Raw genomic sequence first — 21,288 nt, forward strand, 5'->3', positions numbered from 1 at the left:
TTTTTGGAGAAAGTAGAGAAAATTATAATTCGTATATTGCTGATTCAATTTATTTGTCTTTCTGTCATCCAACTGCTTTTTATACATAAATCTTCGGTGAAATATTTATCTAAAATTGTTTATTATGAAGGTGTCATGGTAAAAAATAAAGCGGAAATCTTACAGGTGAATAGGTAGTTTTCGTTTTCTTCTATAAAGGATTATGCTACAATAATTGAGGATTTAATGACGTGAAGCAAATGAGAGGAAGCAGGGATGAATACCTGCTTTTCGTTTTGTTTTATAAGTGAAAAAATGAGGTGTTACAATGGATAAAAGAATTTCAATTGCTATAGATGGTCCAGCTGCTGCTGGGAAAAGTACAGTTGCAAAAGTTGTCGCAAAGAAACTTTCTTATGTTTATATTGATACAGGCGCAATGTACCGTACGCTTACATATGCAGCCCTTGAACAAAGAGTGGACCTTGAAAATGAAGAGAAGTTAATGGAAGTTTTAAAGAATGTAAACATTGAATTTCAGCAAGGCGAAAATACACAACTTGTATTTTTAAATGGACAAGATGTTTCTGAAGTAATTCGTACACCTGAAGTGACGAATCGAGTATCAATTGTGGCGAAGCATCGCCTTGTTCGTGAAGAAATGGTACGTCGTCAACAAGAATTAGCGAAAAAAGGCGGCGTTGTTATGGATGGCCGTGATATTGGTACACATGTAATGCCAGATGCTGAAGTGAAGATCTTTATGCTTGCTTCTGTTGAAGAAAGAGCGGAAAGAAGACATTTAGAAAATATAAATAAAGGTTTCGATTCTAATTTAGAGCAGTTAAAAGAAGAAATTGCTCAGCGTGATAAATTAGATTCAGAACGCGAAGTGTCTCCTCTGAAGAAGGCTGATGATGCATTGGAATTAGATACAACTTCTTTATCAATTGAAGAAGTTGTCCAAAAAATTATGAGCATTGTTTCAGGAGTATTTGCGAAATAAAGAAAGGGGTAATCCTCTTTCTTTTTTGTTTGTATAGAAATGTAAAGGATACGTGAATTGTGATTCTCTTTCCTTGACAAATGAGCCGATTTATAAGAAGTTAGTTAAAGAGGAACAAAATTGTCAGAATATATTCGCTATTATATTTCAAAACATACTTTCTTCAAGGTGATTTTGCTGTATACTATTTATATAGGTTTAATATATTTTCTTGTAAGCTGTATTGAAACAGAGTATGTGATGATAAATTCTTAAACATGCAAATGAAAACATTTGTTTTCATTTCGTATATACATAAAAATGCTTTGTCAATTCTGTAGGGAGGTATTTCCATGGTAGAGAAAATGAATGAAGAAGTTATGGATTCAAAAGAATTACAAGTTGGTGACGTTGTTACAGGTTCTGTAACGAAAGTTGAAGAGAAACAAGTGCTTGTAAATGTTGGATACAAAACAGATGGCGTAATTCCAATTAGTGAATTAGCTAACGTTCATATTGAAAAAGCAAGCGATGTTGTAGAATTAAATCAAACACTAGAATTAAAAATTATTAAATTAGAAGAAGATGATCTTGTCTTATCTAAACGTGCTGTTGATGCAGAAAAAGCATGGGTAGAATTACAAGAGAAATTTACTTCTGGTCATGTATTTGATGTTACTGTAAAAGATATTGTGAATGGTGGATTAGTTGTGGACCTTGGTGTTCGTGGTTTTATCCCAGCTTCACTTGTAGAAGTACATTATGTAGAAGACTTTACTGACTATAAAGGTAAAACACTAGCGGTGAAAATTGTTGAATTAGACCGTGAAAAAAATCGTGTAATCCTTTCGCATAAAGCTGTAGTAGAACTAGAACTAGATTCTAAGAAAAAAGAAGCAATCTCTTCGTTAAAAGAAGGGGACGTTGTTGAAGGAACAGTACAACGATTAACGGATTTTGGTGCTTTCGTTAACGTTGGTGGCGTGGACGGATTAGTTCATATTTCACAAATTTCACACGAACGTGTGGAGCAGCCTTCTGAAGTATTAGAGCAAGGTCAAAAGGTAAAAGTAAAGGTGCTATCGGTTGATGCTGATACACAACGTATTTCTTTATCAATTAAAGCAGCTCAGCCGGGACCTTGGGAAAATGTTACTGGTGAAATAAAAGCTGGGGATATTCGTGAGGGAGTAGTAAAACGCCTTGTTACATTCGGTGCATTCGTTGAAATTTTACCTGGTGTTGAAGGGCTTGTGCACGTATCTCAAATTGCAAATCGTCACGTGAAAAATCCAAATGAAGTATTGGAAATGGGACAAGAAGTAACAGTGAAAGTACTTGAAGTTCATGTAGCAGAGAAACGTATTTCTTTAAGTATAAAAGAAGCGCTTGAGGAAAATAATGTAACTGAAGATTACAGTCAGTATGAACCAAATGCTGATTCTGCTACTTTCCAATTAAGTGATATTATTGGTGAACAACTGAAAAAATTAAAGAAATAAAGAGGGGTACAAGTGGTAAGGGCAAAACGTAAATTAGATCATATTGAATACGCTCTTTCTACTGGTCAGTCTCGTACGCATGGCTTTCATGATATTGAATTTGTGCATCAAAGCTTGCCAAATTCAAGTTATGATACTATAACATGTGAAACAAAAATCGGCGAACTTTCACTAAGTTCGCCGATTTTTATCAATGCGATGACTGGCGGTGGAGGAGAGCAAACGTTACATATTAATGAGCAATTAGCATATGTAGCGAAACATCATAATCTTGCTATGGCTGTAGGTTCGCAAATGGCAGCGTTAAAAGATGAAAGTGAGGCGGCTTCTTATAAAGTCGTTAGAAAGGTAAATCCAAATGGGGTTTTCTTTGCTAATTTGGGCAGTGAGGCAACTGTCGACCAGGCAGAGCGTGCCGTTGCTATGATTGAAGCGAATGCATTACAAATTCATTTAAATGTCATACAAGAGTTAACGATGCCTGAAGGAGATCGTGATTTCACGGGGGTACTTCAGCGGATTGAGCAAATTGTTTTAAAGAGTAAAGTTCCTGTTATTGTAAAAGAAGTAGGATTTGGGATGAGTAAGGAAACAGTGCAACAGTTAGCGAGTATAGGTGTAACGGCAATTGATATTGGTGGACAAGGTGGTACGAATTTTGCTGCTGTTGAAAATGAACGAAGACAGCGTATGCTTTCTTATTTTAATAACTGGGGCATACAAACAACTACCTCGATTATTGAAGCAACCTCTACAAATAATAACCTCTCTTTTATTGCATCTGGGGGCATACAAACAGCGCTTGACGTAGCGAAGGCGATTGCATTAGGGGCGAATACAACTGCGTTTGCTGGATATTTTTTACGGATTTTAATGCAAGATGGTATCGAGAAGTTAGTGGATGAAATCGATCTATTACATACAGATTTAAAATTTATTATGACAGCTCTTGGGGCAAAGACGATAGAAGAGTTGCAATCGGTACCTCTTGTTCTAAAAGGCGAAACGTATCATTGGTTAATGCAGCGTGGTATTGATACTGCGCATTATAGTAGGAGATAAAAAAATCAACCGTTTGGTTGGTTTTTTTCTTTTTATAAAGTGAGATATTGTCCTATATAATTCTATAAATGGAAAAAAAGAGATAATATATTATAATTAAAATATATGAATGTTTTTTATGGAAGTTGTAATTAAAAAGGGGTTATGAAAATGAAGAAGTGTAGAAAGTGTGCTGCTGAATTATTGGAGGGGGCTAATTTTTGCCATGTTTGTGGGGAGAAACATGGCAAAAATAAGAAAGTGTGGATCTCTATTATAAGTATCATTACTATTGGAACAATGAGCATGGGTGCTTATTTGTATTATAATGGTCATTCTAATAAGAAAGTTACAGCTGATGAAAAAAGAGATGTAAAACCAAAAAATGAAGAGATTAAAAATGAAAATAGTACTATCTCTGAGAATGAGGTAAAGAAAGATTTAATCGCATATGCTGGACTTATTGAAAGTGGTGCAAATGAAGGGAAAAGTGTTGCCGAGGAATTAAGAGTGTATTTTGTAGATGCGAATCAAGATGAAGCGTACAAAGATGTAATCGCTTATATAAAGTTGTGTAACGAGAGAAAGGATTTTAAATCGGTAACATTAGACGTGAAGGTAGATGATATTAAAGAGGATAAAGATAAACAATATGAATTAACGTATTCAATGACATATAAAACGAATTATACGAATGGGAAAGCAGAACGTGTACAAACTTTTCAATATAAATGGTTAATGATAAAACAAGATAATAGATTACAATTTAAGAGCCAAAAGAAGCAAGAAAAAACTTACGATAATTTAGGGGATAAGGACGTTAATAAAAAAGGAGAAAATATATCTTCAAATACAATAGGACGTATTACGTATGATAGTGGAGATGTTAATATCCATGCACGGAATATAAGAGAAGATACAGCGATTTCTGGATATAATCAAAAAGTTGAAATTTCACTAACTTCAAATGTGAGAGAAGGGGGTTCTAGTTCAACAACAGCACAATCGACAATTAAAACGGATAATATTGCAATTGCAGTCGGGAATACATTGTATAGGAATCCAATGGTGAATGCAGGAAGTGGAATGGAAGCACTAATTTTGCCAAGGGAATTAGGAGAAGACAAAAATAATCCATCGGAAGATTCATATATAAATTATTATTTTAATATACCGAATGGGGTAGATTTAAGTGCAGCTGAAGTAGTATTACTTTCCGATCAAGGAAACATCATCGGAAGTAGAAAAGTTAAAGAGGAACGAGAAGATACTGCCGATGTGAAAAAAGAGGTTGAGCGAAAGTTAAAAGAATTAGGGGAGACGAATTATGTACGTGTAGAAGTAAAAAGTAAAGATCCTTCTCTTCATACGTATTATGTTGTTACATATTCAAAAAAACCAACAGGTGTAGTTACGATTGATGCCTCGTCAAGTGATCGAATTTATAATGCGAAAACAAAAGAATTATATTATGAGTAGAAATTATTAAAATAATTTATGTGAAAGACGGTTTCGTACAATATCGAAACCGTCTTTTGTATTTTTAGTGCTGATTTTGCTTTCGAGCTTGCTCTGGTGTATCAAGACTAGTTGCACCAGGATATTGAAGTGATTGGTCGCGATCAGATTCAACGCGGCGTGATTCTCTTAGTTTTCGTTCTTGGCGATCTTTACCCATTGTGAATAGCACCTCCTTATTAAAAGTGTTGCTGTTATATGAAAAAACTATGCGTAAAGAAAAAGGGATTAACTTTCATAAAAAGTTCCCATAATGGAAAACATAGGAGGTGAAATGATGGATGGGAGTACGTTTTATTTTATAGCTTGGATAGGGTGGATTATCGTAACTTTCTTTATGAAAAAGGATTCTATTCGATGGAAGTTAGGTGCTTGTATACTGATTTTTATCATTTTCTCTCCGTTACATGTGACGATTGTTTCATTCACTGTATCAGTAAATGCTCTTTTGCTTTGTATTATTTCTTTTATAGGAATCACGCTATATTCTATTTGGAAAAAATTATATGGCTTACTTTCGGCACTTATTATTGCAATGTTATATACAAGTTTTTATTTGTTAGAAGTATATGATCCAATTTGGATTGTGGTGGACAGATTGTTTTTGTTAAGTAGTGTTCTTGTATATGCTTCGGTTTTATTACACGGGGATCGCATATTGAGATTATGTTCCCTTTATATTGGAATGTTACAAGGTGAATTACTAGTGACACTTATTTTTCGAAAACTACATTTTCCTTATGATTACGGTAGTTTAGCATTTTTTGATATCGTCGCCGTTTCTACATTTTTCATGGCAATTTTGTTTTGGATTGCAAAAGCATCAGTATACATGGAACAGTTTAAGAGAAAAACACGTAAAAGAAAGGCGAGGGTAATACATGACTGAATATACACCGGCCATTTTATGTGGCGTAATAGCGGGGACAGTAACGAGAGTGTTAATGCTTCGGACGGATACGCGGCAATATCCGACGAGGCTTCACGGGAAAATTATCCATGTTGCGATGGGGTTAATTGCAGCTGCTTTAGGAGCAATTGCTATCCCGTCTATTTTGAAAAAAGATTTTTCTGCAATTACATTTCTTACGTTAGCAGCGACGCAATTTCGTGATGTGCGTAATATGGAAAGAAATACACTTCAACAATTAGATGGATATGAGCTCGTGCCGCGTGGGAATACATACATTGAAGGGATTGCATTAGTTTTTGAAAGTCGCAACTATTTGGCGATGTTAACATCGTTTGCAACGACGTTTGCGTATATAGGATTCCATTCATGGATTGCCGGGGTAATTACTGGTATGGTAAGTTTTTTCGTTGCGAAAAAATTAATGTCAGGTAAAAGACTTCATGATCTTGTAGAAATTGAGCATGTTCCACTTCATTTTGAAGGAGCGGGACTTTATATTGATAATATTTACATTATGAATATTGGATTGCCAGCAAGGCAAGAAGAAATTATGAAATATGGAATGGGTTTTATTTTAAAGCCGAAATCAATTGATGCGATGGTTACAATTGCAAATTTAGGACAAAGGCAAGCTATTTTGCACGATGTTTCTGTTGCTTTAGGGATATATAGAGATTCAGGTACACCGGCACTGGTACCGTTAGCAAAGCGTGATTTAGAAGATGGAAGGGTTGGGATTTTTGTCTTGCCGCAAGATCAAGATGCAGAGAAAGCGATAGGTGTCATAGGGAATGTGCCAACATTAGAAAGTGCGGTTCATATGTCATCGGAAGCCCCGAAAGGAAGGGGAGATAAGAGATGATGTTAGAAAGTGTTATTCTTGCGGTTATTACAACGAAACCGGAGAAATTTGCAGGTGGTGCTCCTTTGTTTACTTGTGAGACGACAGAGGAACTAGAATTTGTTGCAAATAATTTAGAAGCCATTTTAGATGGTATTGCGCATCGCTTACAAGAGAATGTATATATTATTGTGAAACATTAGCAACGTGTGGTATAATATGAGGTGTTTTGATACGTTGAGAATTATTCTGGAATGCAAATCCCTTCTTGCACAAAGAAGGGTTTTTTACATAATAAACAGAAGCAAGTTGAAAGGATGAAAGTATATGCCGAAACCAGTAATAGCAATAGTAGGCCGCCCGAACGTAGGGAAATCTACTATTTTCAATAGAATTGTTGGAGAAAGAGTTTCAATTGTAGAAGATATACCAGGTATAACGCGAGACCGTATTTATAGTGCGGGAGAATGGTTAAATCATGAGTTTAACATTATTGATACAGGTGGAATTGATATTGGAGACGAGCCGTTCTTGACACAAATTCGTCAACAGGCGGAAGTAGCGATTGATGAAGCAGATGTTATCATTTTTATGACGAATGGTCGCGATGGTGTAACTGCAGCAGATGAAGAAGTTGCTAAAATTTTATACCGTTCTAAAAAACCAATTGTACTTGCGGTAAATAAGGTTGATAATCCAGAAATGCGTAGTGATATTTATGACTTTTATGCATTAGGATTTGGCGAGCCATTCCCGATTTCAGGAACACACGGTTTAGGACTTGGTGATTTGTTAGATGAAGCTGCAAAGCATTTTCCAAAGATTGAAGAAGAAGCGTATGACGATGAAACAATCCGTTTCTCTTTAATTGGACGTCCAAACGTAGGGAAATCATCACTTGTAAATGCACTTCTTGGTCAAGAACGTGTAATTGTAAGTAATATAGCTGGAACGACACGTGATGCTGTTGATACACCATATAGCAAAGATGATCAAGATTATGTAATCATCGATACAGCTGGTATGCGTAAAAAAGGGAAAGTATACGAAAGCACAGAAAAATATAGTGTGCTTCGTGCACTTAGAGCGATTGAACGTTCTGACGTTGTTTTAGTCGTTTTAGACGGAGAAGAAGGAATTATTGAACAGGATAAAAAAATCGCTGGATATGCTCATGATTCAGGACGTGCTGTTATTATCGTCGTAAACAAATGGGATGCAGTGAAAAAAGACGAAAAAACAATGAAAGCATTTGAAGAAAACATTCGCGCTCATTTCCAATTTTTAGAGTATGCGCCGATTGTATTCTTATCTGCGAAAACGAAAAAACGTACACAAACATTATTACCAGTTATTAATGAAGTAAATGAAAGCCATAGCATCCGCGTACAAACGAACGTATTAAATGATGTAATTATGGATGCGGTAGCGATGAATCCGACGCCAACGCATAATGGTAGCCGCCTGAAAATCTTCTATGCAACACAAGTTGCGGTAAAACCGCCAACATTTGTTGTGTTTGTAAACGATACAGAATTAATGCACTTCTCATATGAGCGCTTCTTAAAGAATCGTTTACGTGAAGCATTCGGCTTTGTAGGGACGCCGATTCACATTATCGCTAGAGCAAGAGACTAATGGAGAGGATGTGATTTTATGACAAAAATCACAGTAATAGGAGCAGGTAGCTGGGGAACAGCGTTAGCGATGGTATTAGCTGACAATGGACATGATGTACGTATTTGGGGAAATCGTTCTGAACTTATGGATGAGATTAATACGAAACATGAGAATAGTCGATATCTCCCAGGAATTACATTGCCAAGCACAATCGTAGCCTACTCTTCTTTAGAAGAAACATTAGTAGATGTAAATACAGTACTGCTAGTAGTACCGACGAAAGCGTACCGAGATGTATTACAAGAGATGAAAGAAATTGTTACAGAACCAGTTACTTGGATTCATGCAAGTAAAGGAATCGAACCAGGTACGTCAAAACGTATTTCGGAAGTGATTGAGGAAGAAATTCCAGAGAACTTGATTAAAGATGTTGTTGTACTGTCTGGACCGAGTCATGCTGAAGAAGTAGGTTTGCGCCAAGCGACGACTGTTACGTCTGCAGCAAAGCGTATGGAAGCGGCTGAGGAAGTACAGGATCTGTTTATGAATAGCTATTTCCGTGTATATACAAACCCAGATATCGTTGGAGTGGAGCTTGGTGGAGCGTTAAAAAATATTATCGCATTAGCTGCTGGAATAACGGATGGTCTTGGGTTAGGTGATAATGCAAAAGCGGCATTAATGACACGTGGTTTAACAGAGATTGCTCGTTTAGGAAGAAAGATGGGCGGAAATCCGTTAACGTTTGCTGGCCTAACTGGTATGGGAGACTTAATTGTAACTTGTACGAGTGTTCATAGCCGAAATTGGCGTGCTGGAAATATGCTTGGAAAAGGGCACTCTTTAGAAGAAGTGTTAGAAAGTATGGGTATGGTTGTGGAAGGTGTTAGAACAACGAAAGCTGCTCATGAATTAGCAGAGAAGATGGAAGTTGAAATGCCGATTACAGCTGCTTTATATGACGTGCTGTTCAATGGGAATAATGTGAAAGATGCAGTAGGCTCATTGATGGGACGCGTGAAAAAACATGAAGTGGAAACTATACCTGATTTACTTTAAATAAAAGCGGCAGAAGTACAAAGTGTACTTCTGCCGCTTTTTATATTTTCCTTGGGTCTTTTCACCATTTTTTTATTTTTGCATAGGATGAAGAGTAACTTGAGGAGAGGGTGAAAAGAATGGATAATAACATTTTTAGTAACATTGAAAAAGAAGCGAAAGTGAATAAAGAAGATATTTTTAAATTAGCATCGTCTGTACAAAATGCGAATTTGCGTGATGAGACAGTGCTTCGTCAATTGATTCATCAAGTTGCTCTTATGGCAGGGCGTGAAGTGCCGAAAGAACAAGAGGATCAAATTGTAAAAGCGATTATTAATAATAATATGCCAGCAGATTTTGGCTCGTTAAGCAAAATGTTTAAAAAATAAAATATGAGAAACAAAGAGTTTGAGGGTTGCATATGATAGCCATGAAAGAATGGGAATAGAGCTGTTTTGGGCATATTTGGTCAACCGGAGCGAAAGGCGCAATCGCTTCGGTTTTATTTTTTATCTAGATTGGTGAGGGGTAGAAATCAGTGGGGAATGGACAAAACCCTCACTGATTAAAGTTTCACTTCATTAATTCGTAGTAAAATGTTCTTTTTTATTTGTTTAAAGATTTTAATTTGTTAAAATAGTATAAAAATAGATTGATAAAAAGGGGTGTGTATATGTCAGAAGGGCTTATAAAAATGTGGTTTTCCTTAGGGGCAATGGGATTTATGTTGGTTGCAGTAGCTTTTATTTTATTAAGTAGACATAAAATAAAGAATAAGTTTTTGAAAGGGATTACAGCGTTAGTAGCATACACTCTTATGATTGTGTCCGGAATTGTTATTTTTCTTGTTGTATTTAGTGGACCTGTGGAGCAATAAAAGAGATTTACGTAGTAAATGTTACATAAGTGGTAAGGAATACTAGCATGAAAAGGTGATTACTAGTGAAAAAAATCCATATTATTTTAATATTTTGTTGCATAAGCATTTTAACGGGGTGTATGTATCCGAAAGAAAATATGAAACAAAACGCTATTCCTTATGAAGATCAGTTACAGGTTGTTCAAAAAGCTATTACTACATATCAGGAACAAACGAATGGTTTATTACCAATTAAGACGCGTGATATGAGTACGCCGATTTATCAAAAATATCCAATCGATTTTCAAAAAATTGCTCCGAGATACATACAAGAAGCGCCAGGAAACGCGTATGAAAGTGGCGGAGTATATCAATACGTATTAATAGATGTTGAAACAAACCCGACAGTGAAGTTAATTGATGTTAGGATGGCTGAACAAATTCAGGAATTATCATTAAAGCTTAGGATGTATCGTGATGAACATCAATATCCACCTTTTAAAAAAGTGATTTCAGATGGTGTGTATGAGCTAGATTTCAAAAAACTAGGATATAAAGATGTACCGCAAGTGACAAGTCCATATTCTGGTAAAGGACTGCCGTTTGTAATTAATGAAAAAGGAGAAATTTTTGTTGACTATAGAATCGACTTATATGAAGCTTTGAAAAAAAATGAGGGGCAATTTAAGGAGGGGGAAGATATTCGGAATATACTTTTGAAAGATTCCCCGTTTGTTCCTGCATATTCTTTACCGTACACAGTGAAAAATGGAGAACCAATTTTTTTAAAATCATAAGTCATGAACCTTTCTTTTAGTGAATAAGTTCTAGAAGAAAGGTTTTTTATGTTATACAACTTGCGATGCAAACAAAAGATATTTTTAAATAGTCATATGAAATTGGACAAAATTATATGATATATTGTCCGAACTTCTAGAATACCATTATATTATATCAGATATTATAGGCAACGTTAGAGAAGGTATTAGTTGACTATAAACGCGGAATTATTCCCAAAAATATTGAGGGAGGGAATCACTTGGAAAAGGTAGATATTTTTAAAGATATTGCGGAACGCACAGGCGGTGATATTTACTTTGGAGTTGTAGGAGCTGTTCGAACAGGGAAATCAACATTCATTAAAAAATTTATGGAGCTTGTTGTTATTCCAAATATTGAGAATGAGTCAGACCGTCAAAGAGCGCAGGATGAACTGCCTCAAAGTGCTGCTGGTCGTACAATCATGACGACGGAACCGAAGTTTGTTCCAAACCAAGCGGTTTCTATCGAAGTAGATGAAGGTCTTGAAGTGAATATTCGATTAGTAGATTGTGTTGGATATACGGTTCCAGGAGCAAAAGGCTATGAAGATGAGAATGGTCCGCGCATGATTAATACTCCTTGGTATGAAGAGCCTATTCCATTCCATGAAGCTGCAGAAATTGGAACACGTAAAGTAATTCAAGAGCATTCAACAATTGGCGTCGTTATTACAACAGATGGAACAATTGGTGAAATTCCAAGAAGAGATTATATAGAGGCAGAAGAACGCGTTGTAAATGAGCTGAAAGAAGTAGGAAAACCTTTCATTATGATTATTAATACGGTACAGCCATATCATCCAGATACAGAGCAGTTACGTCAAAGTTTATCAGAAGAATATGATATTCCAGTCATTGCGATGAGTGTAGAGAGTTTAAGAGAAACAGATGTGTATAATGTACTTCGAGAAGCGTTATTCGAGTTCCCGGTTTTAGAAGTGAATGTAAACCTTCCGAGCTGGGTAATGGTGCTAAATGAAGGACATTGGTTACGCCAAAGTTATCAGGAAGCAGTTCAAGAGACTGTAAAGGATATAAAACGTCTTCGTGATGTGGACCGTGTTGTTTGGCAGTTTAGTCAATATGAATTTATTGATCGAGCAAGTCTAGCTGGCATCGATATGGGGCAAGGTGTGGCAGAGATTGATTTATATGCGCCAGATGAATTGTATGATCAAATTTTAAAAGAAGTAGTAGGAGTAGAGATTCGAGGGAAAGATCATTTATTAAAGCTTATGCTCGATTTATCTCATGCGAAAACAGAGTATGACCAAGTGGCGGATGCCCTGCGTATGGTAAAGCAAACCGGTTATGGAGTAGCAGCGCCTGCATTAGCTGATATGAGCTTAGATGAGCCAGAAATTATTCGTCACGGTTCAAGATTCGGTGTCAAATTAAAAGCGGTTGCGCCATCTATTCATATGATTAAAGTGGATGTGGAGTCCACGTTTGAGCCGATCATTGGGACTGAAAAGCAAAGTGAAGAATTAGTTCGTTATTTAATGCAAGATTTTGAAGATGATCCGTTATCAATTTGGAATTCCGATATATTCGGACGCTCGCTTAGCTCGATTGTTCGAGAAGGGATTCAAGCGAAACTATCTTTAATGCCAGAAAATGCTAGATATAAATTAAAAGAAACGCTAGAAAGAATTATTAATGAAGGATCTGGCGGATTAATTGCGATTATATTGTAAGAGAAAAATCCCTCTCATTGTAGAGGGATTTTTTCTTTTTACATATGTAATAGAAAAATAAACAGTCATTATCTAATATATTGTTGTAAATTGTCAAGTTTCATCAGATTTTCACATTTTAAGAGTAACAATTTCCTTAAAAATATTGAATTATAAAGGAGAATCGTATAATATAGGCGTTGATAATGATTTATCTACATCTTTGTAGTATAGAATTTGCAAAAATTGCCTACAAATGAAAGTAAGACTCATTTTATGATCATTATACAGTCTTATCTTTGGGAGGAGGTGAATGGCATGAACAAGACAGATTTAATCAATGCTGTTGCAGAAGCAAGTTCCCTTTCTAAAAAGGACGCAACAAAAGCAGTGGACGCTGTTTTTGATTCTATCTTAGAAGCTTTAAAACAAGGTGATAAAGTACAACTTATCGGATTCGGTAACTTCGAAGTTCGTGAGCGTGCGGCTCGTAAAGGTCGTAACCCACAAACAGGTGAGGAGATTGAAATCGCTGCAAGTAAAGTACCTGCATTCAAACCTGGTAAAGCGTTAAAAGATGCGGTTAAATAATCCTTACATATTAACAGGGAAGAAGAGTTTCCTTTTTGGAAACTCTTCTTTTTGCTTTTAAAAACATAAATATGCTAGAATGTGTTCGTATCACTTTTAGGTTTTTCGGGAGGGCTAGCGGATGGCAAAAGTTAATTTAGAACAAATTGAACAAGCGGTACGTCTTATTTTAGAGGCAATCGGAGACGACCCAAATCGCGAGGGAGTACTTGATACACCGAAGCGTGTTGCGAAAATGTACGCAGAAGTATTCTCAGGGATGCATGAGGATCCAAAAGAGCATTTACACAAAGTATTCGGAGAAGATCACGAAGAGCTTGTACTAGTAAAAGATATACCATTCTATTCGATGTGTGAGCATCATCTTGTTCCTTTTTATGGAGTTGCTCACGTTGCATATATTCCACAAGGTGGAAAAGTAACGGGACTGAGTAAATTAGCTCGTACTGTAGACACAATTGCACGTCGTCCGCAACTACAAGAACGTATTACATCAACAGTAGCTAACTCTATTATGGAAGTACTAGAGCCGCACGGTGTAATGGTAGTGGTAGAAGCAGAGCATATGTGTATGACGATGCGTGGTGTGAAAAAGCCTGGTGCGAAAACAGTAACGACTGCTGTGCGTGGCGTGTTAGAAAATGATGCGGCAGCACGTAGTGAAATTTTATCTTTCATTAAAACGAAGTAAAGAAAAGCGGGAAACTGCTTTTCTTTTTTTTTTTTGTAAATAAATGATATAGTTTTAGTTGGGCAGATTGAGAATAGAAAGATTATTTAAATGAAGCGAAGATATTATTTAATTCAGTGGAAGTTTGGAAGGGATAGCCAAGTTTTGGTTATAGAAAATAGACTGTATGTGTTATAATAAGTTTTATGAATTAGAAAACAAGGGTGATTTTTTGTGTGTGACATCTACGGAGGGTATGCGGGTATAAAAGAGAAATTGATGGAGAAATTACGCCATCCTTATTTTATAAACTATATTGAAGAACCATTTATTGATGAAGAAAAAATAGCATTGCTATATGGGGCTTTAAAGAGTGCAAATTTACATATAGAACAAATTGAGCATTATGTAGTAACAATTATGCTTGTACAAATTGCGCTTGATACACATGAAAGAGTATCAAATAAAGCAGATGAAGAAGCGATTGAATCACATAAATGTCGCCAATTAACAGTACTTGCAGGTGATTACTATAGTGGGCTATATTATTATTTATTGTCTATGAATCGTGATATTGTTTTAATTCGTGCGCTTGCTGAAGGAATTAAAGAAATCAATGAACATAAAATTATGTTATATCAAAAAGCGCATAAAACGATTGATGACATAATAGAAAGCGTAATAACGATTGAGTCTGCGCTATTACAGAAAACATGTGATCATTTTCATTTATCACATTGGAAGCCATTTATAACGTATGTGTTAGGAAAAAATCGTCTTCAAAACGAATGTCAATTGCACGTTGATAAACAACATTCACCTGTTTTTCAAGCAGTTCAAGGGATTTTTGGGGATGAAGCAGATGCAGAAACGGTTATTAATGGCTGGATGATGGAATTGAGAAAGAAAGAAAATCAATTTTTAGAAAATCACACAGACATAAATGAGATAAATTCTGTGTTAAGAGATAAATCGAAGACATAAGCAATTTTACATTGGAAGAAGGTACGAGCATGCAACAATCAAAAGAAGAAAGAGTACACGATGTATTTGAAAAGATCTCTGATAAATACGATGTGATGAATTCTGTAATCAGTTTTCAAAGACATAAGGCATGGCGTAAAGAGACGATGCGTATTATGGATGTACAACCGGGCAGTAAAGCGCTTGATGTATGCTGCGGGACAGCGGACTGGACAATTGCGTTAGCTGGAGCGGTAGGAGAGCAGGGGAAGGTTGTTGGCTTAGACTTCAGTGAAAATATGTTATCTGTCGGTAAGCAAAAGGTAGAGGCTTTACAATTAAAACAAGTGGAACTTTTACACGGGAATGCAATGGAACTTCCATTTGAAGATAATACATTTGATTACGTAACGATTGGATTTGGTTTACGTAATGTACCAGATTATATGCACGTATTAAAAGAAATGGCGCGTGTAGTAAAACCAGGTGGAAAAGTAATTTGTTTAGAAACATCGCAGCCAACAATGATTGGTTTTCGACAAGGGTATATTTTATACTTTAAATATATTATGCCGTTATTTGGAAAGATGTTTGCGAAAAGTTATAAAGAATACTCATGGCTTCAGGAATCTGCTAGTACATTCCCAGGGATGAAAGAATTGGCTCATATGTTTGAGGAAGCTGGACTTGAACGTGTACAAGTGAAGCCGTTTACTTTTGGGGTAGCAGCGATGCACTTAGGTATTAAACCAGAATTAAAATAGAAAAAAGACGTTTTAGGTTAAGGTGAACAATATGAAGTTACAACTTATGTACTCTTTTTTACGATCGGATATTAATGTGATAGAAAAAGAATTGAAAAAGACGGTTGCATCTGAACAGCCATTAGTAGAAGAAGCGGCATTACAACTTATTGAAGCTGGTGGGAAGCGAATCCGTCCCGTATTTGTGTTACTTGCAGGGAAATTTGGAGATTATAAGTTAGACGCAATTAAGCATGTTGCTGTTGCGTTAGAACTTATTCATATGGCTTCTCTTGTTCACGATGATGTTATTGATGCTGCATTTTTACGACGCGGTAGTGCGACTGTGAATGCGAAATGGGGAGATCGTATTGCGATGTATACAGGAGACTATCTGTTCGCTAAGTCTCTTGAATGTGTAACAAATATCGAAATTCCAGAGGCACATCAGGCGTTGTCGCATACCATTTTAGAAGTCTGTAAAGGTGAAATTGAACAAATTAAAGATAAATATAACTATGACCAGAATTTAAGAACGTATTTAAGAAGGATAAAGCGAAAAACAGCATTATTAATTGCTGCGAGTTGTCAGCTAGGAGCAATTGCTGCGGGTGCTAATCGTGATACGGTAAATCGTCTGTTTTGGTATGGGTATTTTGTAGGGATGTCTTATCAAATTATTGATGACATTCTAGATTTCGTTTCAACGGAAGAGAAACTTGGAAAACCCGCTGGTGGTGATTTATTGCAAGGAAATATTACGCTTCCTGCTTTATACGCTATGGAAGATCCAATACTTCGTAAGAAAATCACATCTGTACATGAAAATACAACAGCGGGTGAAATGAAAGAAATTATTGATGCTGTGAAAAATAGTGCAGCTATTGATAAATCGTTTGCGTTTAGTGAACGTTATTTACATAAAGCATTGGAGATAATAAAACCACTCCCGCGCGGACAAGCAAAGTATGCATTACAAAATGTAGCAAAGTATATTGGAAAACGAAAATTTTAGTGTTTTTTCTAAAAAATAAAAAAATCTCTCCTTTTCAAAACTATTGCACAATTGTGATAAGGGTGTTAATATGTGTGTGGGGATATACAATTACATACATAATTCAGAAGTGGAGAGATTTTTTATGGAAAAAACATTTCTAATGGTAAAACCAGACGGTGTACAACGTGCATTCATTGGGGAAATCGTAGCTCGTTTTGAGAAAAAGGGTTTTCAATTAGTTGGTGCAAAATTAATGCAAGTCACTCCGGAAATTGCTGGAGAACACTACGGTGAGCATAAAGAAAGACCTTTCTTTGGTGAATTAGTAGACTTTATTACATCTGGCCCTGTATTTGCAATGGTATGGCAAGGTGAAGGTGTAGTAGATACAGCACGCAATATGATGGGTAAAACACGACCACATGAAGCTGCTCCTGGAACAATTCGTGGAGATTTCGGTGTAACTGTTGCGAAAAATATTATCCACGGTTCGGATTCTTTAGAAAGTGCAGAGCGCGAGATTGCTATTTTCTTTAAGGAAGAAGAATTAGTTGACTACTCAAAATTAATGAATCAATGGATTTACTAATTATTTTGAAATAATTTGTAAACGCTTTAATAAATGTGATAATAGTAAAAAGTGCAAGGAGAATAGGGGTATTCTTCTTGCACTTTTTTTTATTTCGGTCAGTTACGAAGTTAAGGTTGTTATGATATATTGGTATGTAAAGTAAATGGTCTATCGGAAAGGATAGAGCAAGTAGTAGATTTACTAAATAACTGCTTTGATTTTTTGAATGATGATAAATAATATCGTTGCTTAATATAGCGGGATAAATACATATACGAAAAGAGGAATAACGTATGCGATATATTACAGCTGGTGAATCTCATGGTCCACAACTTACAACGATTTTAGAAGGTGTTCCAGCAGGATTGCCTATAGTAGCGGATGATATAAATGAAGAGTTAGCTAGAAGGCAAAAGGGATATGGGCGTGGTAGACGCATGCAAATTGAAACAGATCAAGTGCAAATTGTAAGTGGTGTTAGACACGGAGAAACATTAGGTTCTCCCATTGCACTTGTTGTTGAAAATCGTGATTTTGCACATTGGACAAAAATTATGGGCGCAGAGCCTTTAACGGAGCAAGAAGAAAAAGAAATGAAAAGGAAAGTGACAAAACCAAGGCCTGGACATGCTGATTTAAATGGTGCGATTAAATATGGTCATAGAGATATGAGAAATGTACTTGAACGCTCTTCGGCACGTGAAACGACAGTACGTGTTGCTGCTGGTGCAGTTGCTAAAAAAGTTTTAGCGGAACTTGGTATTAAAGTGGCAGGACATGTAATTGAGATTGGTGGTGTACAAGCTAAGCAGATTACTTATAGTTCAATTGAAGAATTAAAAAGTATAACAGAAGAATCACCTGTACGTTGCTTAGATGAAGAAGCTGGTAAACAAATGATGCGAGCAATTGATGATGCAAAAGCAAATGGTGATTCAATTGGCGGAATCGTTGAAGTAGTTGTAGAAGGAATGCCAATCGGAGTAGGTAGCTATGTACATTATGATCGAAAACTGGATGCAAAATTAGCAGCTGCAATTATGAATATTAATGCTTTTAAAGGTGTGGAGATTGGAATTGGTTTTGAAGCAGCGCATAGACCAGGAAGTGAAGTTCATGATGAAATTCTGTGGAATGAGGAACATGGCTATACAAGAAGAACGAACAATGCAGGTGGATTAGAAGGTGGCATGACGACTGGAATGCCAATTGTTGTGCGTGGTGTGATGAAACCGATACCTACATTATACAAACCGCTTCAGAGTGTGGATATTGATACGAAAGAAGCTTTTACAGCGAGTATTGAGCGTTCAGATAGTTGTGCAGTACCAGCAGCTAGCGTTGTGGCTGAAGCTGTTGTGGCTTGGGAGCTCGCGACAGCTTTAATTGAACAATTTGGATTAGATCGTATCGATCTTATACGTGAAAATATTGAGAAACATAATGAATATGCGAGGGGATTTTAATGGAAAACATACATATTCAAACGAAATCAAAAGAATATGATGTACATGTTGGGAAAGAGGCATTATCACATTTGACAACGATTGTTCAAAATATGCAACCGGCTGTATCTAACGTAATGATCATCTCAGATGAAGCTGTTGCTTCTTTACATTTACAGACAGTTGTTAATGCATTACAAGTGGAACAAAAGGTATTTTCATTCGTTGTACCGAGTGGTGAAAAAGAGAAGTCTTTTGAAAATTTCTATGCGGCTCATACGTCGGCTCTTGAAAATAAATTAGATAGAAATTCTTTAATTATCGCACTTGGAGGCGGAATGATTGGGGACTTGGCTGGTTTTGTTGCTGCGTCGTTTATGCGTGGTATTCGCTTTGTTCAAGTTCCAACAACTTTATTAGCCCACGATAGCGCAGTAGGCGGGAAAGTAGCAATTAATCACCCGTTAGGAAAAAATATGATTGGAGCGTTTCATCAACCAGAAGCTGTTGTATATCATACGCCATTTTTACATTCACTTCCTGAGAAAGAGTGGCGATCAGGTTATGCAGAAGTAATCAAGCATGCTCTTATTGGTAATGTAGAGCTGTATCATTGGTTAAAAGAAGAAGTGCAAACATTAACAGATCTTCGTGATGAGAAGTTAATTCATATATTAACGAAGGCGATTCCTGTAAAAGCAAATATTGTATCGCAAGATGAAACAGAAAAAGGTGTGCGTGCCCATTTGAACTTTGGACATACGTTAGGACATGCTCTTGAAAAAGAGCTTGGGTATGGAAATATTACTCATGGTGATGGAGTAGCGGTTGGGATGTTATTCGCTTTATTTTTAAGTGAGCAAGTATACAAGGTTGATCTTGCCTATGAAGAGATGAAGCAGTGGTTCTTGAAATACGGCTATCCAAAAATGCCAAGTGATTTGAAGGTAGAGCGTCTTGTTCAATTGATGAAACAAGATAAGAAAGCAAATGCAGGAGCAATTCATATGGTGCTTATGCAGGAATATGGGGTAGTGAATGTCGTATCTATTCCTGATGAGACTGTTCATATTGCGTTAGAGGCATTTCAAAAGGATATGGTTTAAAAATATAGGGAACAGCTATGAATTGCTTATGTAGAGGTGTTTTCGTAATAGTGACGGTTATGATAAAAGATTACAGTAAGAGATTATAATCCCTTACTGTAATCGAATTCAATAAAATGACTGGGGGAAGAAAAATGAAAGTGAAAGAGCAATTGTTAACTTTGAGAGCATATGTACCTGGGAAAAATATTGAAGAAGTAAAAAGGGAATACGGATTATCAAAAATTGTAAAATTAGCATCGAACGAAAATCCATTTGGCTGCTCAGCGCGTGTGACAGAAGCATTAACGTCGTTAGCGAGCCAATATGCTCTTTATCCGGATGGATATGCCTTCGAGATTCGGACAAAAGTAGCAGATCATTTAGGTGTAAAAGCGGAACAACTGTTATTTGGTAGTGGATTAGATGAAGTCATTCAAATGATTAGCCGTGCATTACTACATGAAGGAACAAATGTTGTAATGGCGAATCCTACGTTCTCGCAATACCATCACCATGCTGTCATTGAAGGAGCAGAAATTCGTGAAGTGCCACTTAAAGAGGGTATTCACGATTTAGATGCAATGCTACAGCAAGTAGATGACAAAACGAAGATTGTATGGATTTGTAATCCGAATAACCCGACAGGTACATATGTAGAGAAACAAAAGTTACTTTCATTTTTAGAATCAGTTCCTAAGTCAGCACTCGTTATTATGGATGAAGCATATTATGAATATGTGGGAGCAGAAGACTATCCGCAAACATTACCACTTCTTGAAAAGTATGAAAATCTTATGGTTTTACGTACGTTTTCAAAAGCATATGGCTTAGCTGCTTTTCGTATCGGATACGCGGTTGGTAATGCGAAGTTAATTGGGCAACTAGAAGTAGCAAGGTTACCATTCAATACATCGACTGTCGCGCAATCTGTAGCAATAGCTGCATTAGAAGATCAAAAGTTTCTAGAAGAATGTGTGCAGAAGAATACTGAAGGTTTAAATCAATACTATGCATTTTGTAAGGAATATAACGTATTCTATTATCCATCTCAAACAAATTTCATTTTCTTAAAACTTGGTATTCCTGGTAATGAAGCTTTCGAGCGATTAATGAAAAAAGGATACATTGTTCGTTCTGGTGCTGCATTTGGCATACATGACGGTATTCGTATTACAGTCGGTTTAAAAGAAGAGAACGATGAAATTATAGAATTACTGAAAGAGCTTGTAAAAGAGCGAGTAAAGAAAGAAGAAACATATTCTTAAGAAATTGTGAAGGCTCCTATTATAGGGGCCTTTTTATTTAAATGGTTCCGTGCCAGGCAATAATGAATAAGGGTAACTAACTGTTACGATTTATTTAACCAATTATAACCAAAGTTAATTAAATATATCAGTAAGCCCTGCTAGTCAAGTGATTGGCTA

24 protein-coding genes are annotated in these 21,288 nt (G+C 36.3%); 23 read left to right on the plus strand and 1 reads right to left on the minus strand.

The features are described 5' to 3' along the window. Nucleotides 1-3 precede the first annotated feature (3 nt). The 5 genes from MR065_RS13890 to MR065_RS27740 all read left to right on the plus strand — a co-directional run bounded on the left by MR065_RS13890 (nucleotide 4) and on the right by MR065_RS27740 (nucleotide 4,986). The gene (locus MR065_RS13890) at nucleotides 4-177 is read left to right on the plus strand and encodes a DUF5359 family protein (RefSeq protein WP_242214059.1); all 174 of its coding nucleotides are present in this window, start codon (nucleotides 4-6) and stop codon (nucleotides 175-177) included. 130 nt (nucleotides 178-307) lie between these two features. Beyond that, nucleotides 308-985, plus strand: a complete 678-nt coding sequence (gene cmk / locus MR065_RS13895; protein WP_242214060.1) for a (d)CMP kinase — start codon at nucleotides 308-310, stop codon at nucleotides 983-985. A 332-nt stretch (nucleotides 986-1,317) separates the two neighbouring features. Beyond that, nucleotides 1,318-2,466 (plus strand): 30S ribosomal protein S1, encoded by a 1,149-nt coding sequence (gene rpsA, locus MR065_RS13900; RefSeq protein WP_242214061.1) that lies wholly within the window; start codon nucleotides 1,318-1,320, stop codon nucleotides 2,464-2,466. Between the two features lie 12 nt (nucleotides 2,467-2,478). Then, complete coding sequence (locus tag MR065_RS13905) at nucleotides 2,479-3,528, plus strand: type 2 isopentenyl-diphosphate Delta-isomerase (protein WP_097902322.1); 1,050 nt, start codon at nucleotides 2,479-2,481, stop codon at nucleotides 3,526-3,528. A 150-nt stretch (nucleotides 3,529-3,678) separates the two neighbouring features. Beyond that, complete coding sequence (locus MR065_RS27740; protein ID WP_396022372.1) at nucleotides 3,679-4,986, plus strand: hypothetical protein; 1,308 nt, start codon at nucleotides 3,679-3,681, stop codon at nucleotides 4,984-4,986. A gap of 64 nt (nucleotides 4,987-5,050) precedes the next feature. On the opposite strand, the gene MR065_RS13915 is transcribed toward MR065_RS27740, so the two are convergent. After that, complete coding sequence (locus MR065_RS13915; protein ID WP_000513901.1) at nucleotides 5,051-5,185, minus strand: YpzI family protein; 135 nt, start codon at nucleotides 5,183-5,185, stop codon at nucleotides 5,051-5,053. Between the two features lie 117 nt (nucleotides 5,186-5,302). Between MR065_RS13915 and MR065_RS13920 the strand changes: the two genes are divergently transcribed. The 18 genes from MR065_RS13920 (at nucleotide 5,303) to hisC (ending at nucleotide 21,129) form a co-directional block, all read left to right on the plus strand. Next, nucleotides 5,303-5,914: a YphA family membrane protein gene (locus MR065_RS13920; protein WP_242214062.1), complete on the plus strand. Its 612-nt coding sequence runs from the start codon at nucleotides 5,303-5,305 to the stop codon at nucleotides 5,912-5,914. Further along, nucleotides 5,907-6,800: a YIEGIA family protein gene (locus MR065_RS13925; protein WP_242214063.1), complete on the plus strand. Its 894-nt coding sequence runs from the start codon at nucleotides 5,907-5,909 to the stop codon at nucleotides 6,798-6,800. Before MR065_RS13920 ends, MR065_RS13925 begins: the two co-directional genes overlap by 8 nt. Further along, nucleotides 6,797-6,982, plus strand: a complete 186-nt coding sequence (locus tag MR065_RS13930) for a capping complex subunit for YIEGIA (protein WP_097902319.1) — start codon at nucleotides 6,797-6,799, stop codon at nucleotides 6,980-6,982. Before MR065_RS13925 ends, MR065_RS13930 begins: the two co-directional genes overlap by 4 nt. A gap of 124 nt (nucleotides 6,983-7,106) precedes the next feature. Further along, a complete protein-coding gene (gene der, locus MR065_RS13935; protein ID WP_097902318.1) occupies nucleotides 7,107-8,417 on the plus strand; it encodes a ribosome biogenesis GTPase Der in 1,311 nt (436 codons plus the stop codon). Nucleotides 8,418-8,435: 18 nt separating this feature from the next. After that, a complete protein-coding gene (locus tag MR065_RS13940; RefSeq protein WP_242214064.1) occupies nucleotides 8,436-9,458 on the plus strand; it encodes an NAD(P)H-dependent glycerol-3-phosphate dehydrogenase in 1,023 nt (340 codons plus the stop codon). A gap of 119 nt (nucleotides 9,459-9,577) precedes the next feature. After that, nucleotides 9,578-9,829 carry a stage VI sporulation protein F gene (locus tag MR065_RS13945; RefSeq protein WP_141436217.1) on the plus strand — a complete coding sequence of 84 codons (252 nt, stop codon included), beginning with the start codon at nucleotides 9,578-9,580 and terminating at the stop codon, nucleotides 9,827-9,829. 284 nt (nucleotides 9,830-10,113) lie between these two features. Beyond that, the gene (locus MR065_RS13950) at nucleotides 10,114-10,317 is read left to right on the plus strand and encodes a DUF2768 domain-containing protein (protein WP_242214065.1); all 204 of its coding nucleotides are present in this window, start codon (nucleotides 10,114-10,116) and stop codon (nucleotides 10,315-10,317) included. 65 nt (nucleotides 10,318-10,382) lie between these two features. Then, nucleotides 10,383-11,096 (plus strand): hypothetical protein, encoded by a 714-nt coding sequence (locus tag MR065_RS13955; RefSeq protein ID WP_097902315.1) that lies wholly within the window; start codon nucleotides 10,383-10,385, stop codon nucleotides 11,094-11,096. Nucleotides 11,097-11,338: 242 nt separating this feature from the next. After that, nucleotides 11,339-12,817 carry a stage IV sporulation protein A gene (spoIVA, locus tag MR065_RS13960; RefSeq protein ID WP_000416521.1) on the plus strand — a complete coding sequence of 493 codons (1,479 nt, stop codon included), beginning with the start codon at nucleotides 11,339-11,341 and terminating at the stop codon, nucleotides 12,815-12,817. A 297-nt stretch (nucleotides 12,818-13,114) separates the two neighbouring features. Next, the gene (locus MR065_RS13965; RefSeq protein WP_001043860.1) at nucleotides 13,115-13,387 is read left to right on the plus strand and encodes an HU family DNA-binding protein; all 273 of its coding nucleotides are present in this window, start codon (nucleotides 13,115-13,117) and stop codon (nucleotides 13,385-13,387) included. A gap of 121 nt (nucleotides 13,388-13,508) precedes the next feature. Further along, on the plus strand, nucleotides 13,509-14,078 hold the full coding sequence (gene folE / locus MR065_RS13970) for a GTP cyclohydrolase I FolE (protein ID WP_071744906.1): 570 nt from the start codon (nucleotides 13,509-13,511) through the stop codon (nucleotides 14,076-14,078). Between the two features lie 213 nt (nucleotides 14,079-14,291). After that, complete coding sequence (locus MR065_RS13975) at nucleotides 14,292-15,041, plus strand: heptaprenyl diphosphate synthase component 1 (RefSeq protein ID WP_141557831.1); 750 nt, start codon at nucleotides 14,292-14,294, stop codon at nucleotides 15,039-15,041. A gap of 29 nt (nucleotides 15,042-15,070) precedes the next feature. After that, nucleotides 15,071-15,784, plus strand: a complete 714-nt coding sequence (gene menG / locus MR065_RS13980; RefSeq protein WP_097902314.1) for a 2-heptaprenyl-1,4-naphthoquinone methyltransferase — start codon at nucleotides 15,071-15,073, stop codon at nucleotides 15,782-15,784. 31 nt (nucleotides 15,785-15,815) lie between these two features. Next, on the plus strand, nucleotides 15,816-16,778 hold the full coding sequence (gene hepT / locus MR065_RS13985) for a heptaprenyl diphosphate synthase component II (RefSeq protein WP_097902313.1): 963 nt from the start codon (nucleotides 15,816-15,818) through the stop codon (nucleotides 16,776-16,778). Nucleotides 16,779-16,902: 124 nt separating this feature from the next. Further along, the gene (ndk, locus tag MR065_RS13990; protein WP_000415882.1) at nucleotides 16,903-17,349 is read left to right on the plus strand and encodes a nucleoside-diphosphate kinase; all 447 of its coding nucleotides are present in this window, start codon (nucleotides 16,903-16,905) and stop codon (nucleotides 17,347-17,349) included. A 275-nt stretch (nucleotides 17,350-17,624) separates the two neighbouring features. Then, complete coding sequence (gene aroC / locus MR065_RS13995; RefSeq protein WP_242214066.1) at nucleotides 17,625-18,797, plus strand: chorismate synthase; 1,173 nt, start codon at nucleotides 17,625-17,627, stop codon at nucleotides 18,795-18,797. Further along, on the plus strand, nucleotides 18,797-19,882 hold the full coding sequence (gene aroB / locus MR065_RS14000) for a 3-dehydroquinate synthase (protein WP_242214067.1): 1,086 nt from the start codon (nucleotides 18,797-18,799) through the stop codon (nucleotides 19,880-19,882). Before aroC ends, aroB begins: the two co-directional genes overlap by 1 nt. A 134-nt stretch (nucleotides 19,883-20,016) precedes the next feature. Continuing rightward, nucleotides 20,017-21,129 carry a histidinol-phosphate transaminase gene (hisC, locus tag MR065_RS14005; protein ID WP_097902310.1) on the plus strand — a complete coding sequence of 371 codons (1,113 nt, stop codon included), beginning with the start codon at nucleotides 20,017-20,019 and terminating at the stop codon, nucleotides 21,127-21,129. The last annotated feature ends 159 nt before the right edge of the window (nucleotides 21,130-21,288 follow it).

The organism is Bacillus cereus group sp. BfR-BA-01383 (assembly GCF_022663495.1).
Lineage (GTDB): Bacteria > Bacillota > Bacilli > Bacillales > Bacillaceae_G > Bacillus_A > Bacillus_A cereus_AU.

What these genes read in the sequence shown, in the direction of transcription:
- hisC (WP_097902310.1), top strand. Translation starts at nt 20,017, where the DNA reads ATGAAAGTGAAAGAGCAATTGTTAACTTTGAGAGCATATGTACCTGGG.
- MR065_RS13945 (WP_141436217.1), top strand. Translation starts at nt 9,578, where the DNA reads ATGGATAATAACATTTTTAGTAACATTGAAAAAGAAGCGAAAGTGAAT.
- MR065_RS13925 (WP_242214063.1), top strand. Translation starts at nt 5,907, where the DNA reads ATGACTGAATATACACCGGCCATTTTATGTGGCGTAATAGCGGGGACA.
- MR065_RS13920 (WP_242214062.1), top strand. Translation starts at nt 5,303, where the DNA reads ATGGATGGGAGTACGTTTTATTTTATAGCTTGGATAGGGTGGATTATC.
- ndk (WP_000415882.1), top strand. Translation starts at nt 16,903, where the DNA reads ATGGAAAAAACATTTCTAATGGTAAAACCAGACGGTGTACAACGTGCA.
- rpsA (WP_242214061.1), top strand. Translation starts at nt 1,318, where the DNA reads ATGGTAGAGAAAATGAATGAAGAAGTTATGGATTCAAAAGAATTACAA.
- MR065_RS13940 (WP_242214064.1), top strand. Translation starts at nt 8,436, where the DNA reads ATGACAAAAATCACAGTAATAGGAGCAGGTAGCTGGGGAACAGCGTTA.
- aroC (WP_242214066.1), top strand. Translation starts at nt 17,625, where the DNA reads ATGCGATATATTACAGCTGGTGAATCTCATGGTCCACAACTTACAACG.
- hepT (WP_097902313.1), top strand. Translation starts at nt 15,816, where the DNA reads ATGAAGTTACAACTTATGTACTCTTTTTTACGATCGGATATTAATGTG.
- MR065_RS27740 (WP_396022372.1), top strand. Translation starts at nt 3,679, where the DNA reads ATGAAGAAGTGTAGAAAGTGTGCTGCTGAATTATTGGAGGGGGCTAAT.
- menG (WP_097902314.1), top strand. Translation starts at nt 15,071, where the DNA reads ATGCAACAATCAAAAGAAGAAAGAGTACACGATGTATTTGAAAAGATC.
- MR065_RS13930 (WP_097902319.1), top strand. Translation starts at nt 6,797, where the DNA reads ATGATGTTAGAAAGTGTTATTCTTGCGGTTATTACAACGAAACCGGAG.
- MR065_RS13950 (WP_242214065.1), top strand. Translation starts at nt 10,114, where the DNA reads ATGTCAGAAGGGCTTATAAAAATGTGGTTTTCCTTAGGGGCAATGGGA.
- cmk (WP_242214060.1), top strand. Translation starts at nt 308, where the DNA reads ATGGATAAAAGAATTTCAATTGCTATAGATGGTCCAGCTGCTGCTGGG.
- der (WP_097902318.1), top strand. Translation starts at nt 7,107, where the DNA reads ATGCCGAAACCAGTAATAGCAATAGTAGGCCGCCCGAACGTAGGGAAA.
- aroB (WP_242214067.1), top strand. Translation starts at nt 18,797, where the DNA reads ATGGAAAACATACATATTCAAACGAAATCAAAAGAATATGATGTACAT.
- MR065_RS13915 (WP_000513901.1), bottom strand. Translation starts at nt 5,185, where the DNA reads ATGGGTAAAGATCGCCAAGAACGAAAACTAAGAGAATCACGCCGCGTT.
- MR065_RS13965 (WP_001043860.1), top strand. Translation starts at nt 13,115, where the DNA reads ATGAACAAGACAGATTTAATCAATGCTGTTGCAGAAGCAAGTTCCCTT.
- folE (WP_071744906.1), top strand. Translation starts at nt 13,509, where the DNA reads ATGGCAAAAGTTAATTTAGAACAAATTGAACAAGCGGTACGTCTTATT.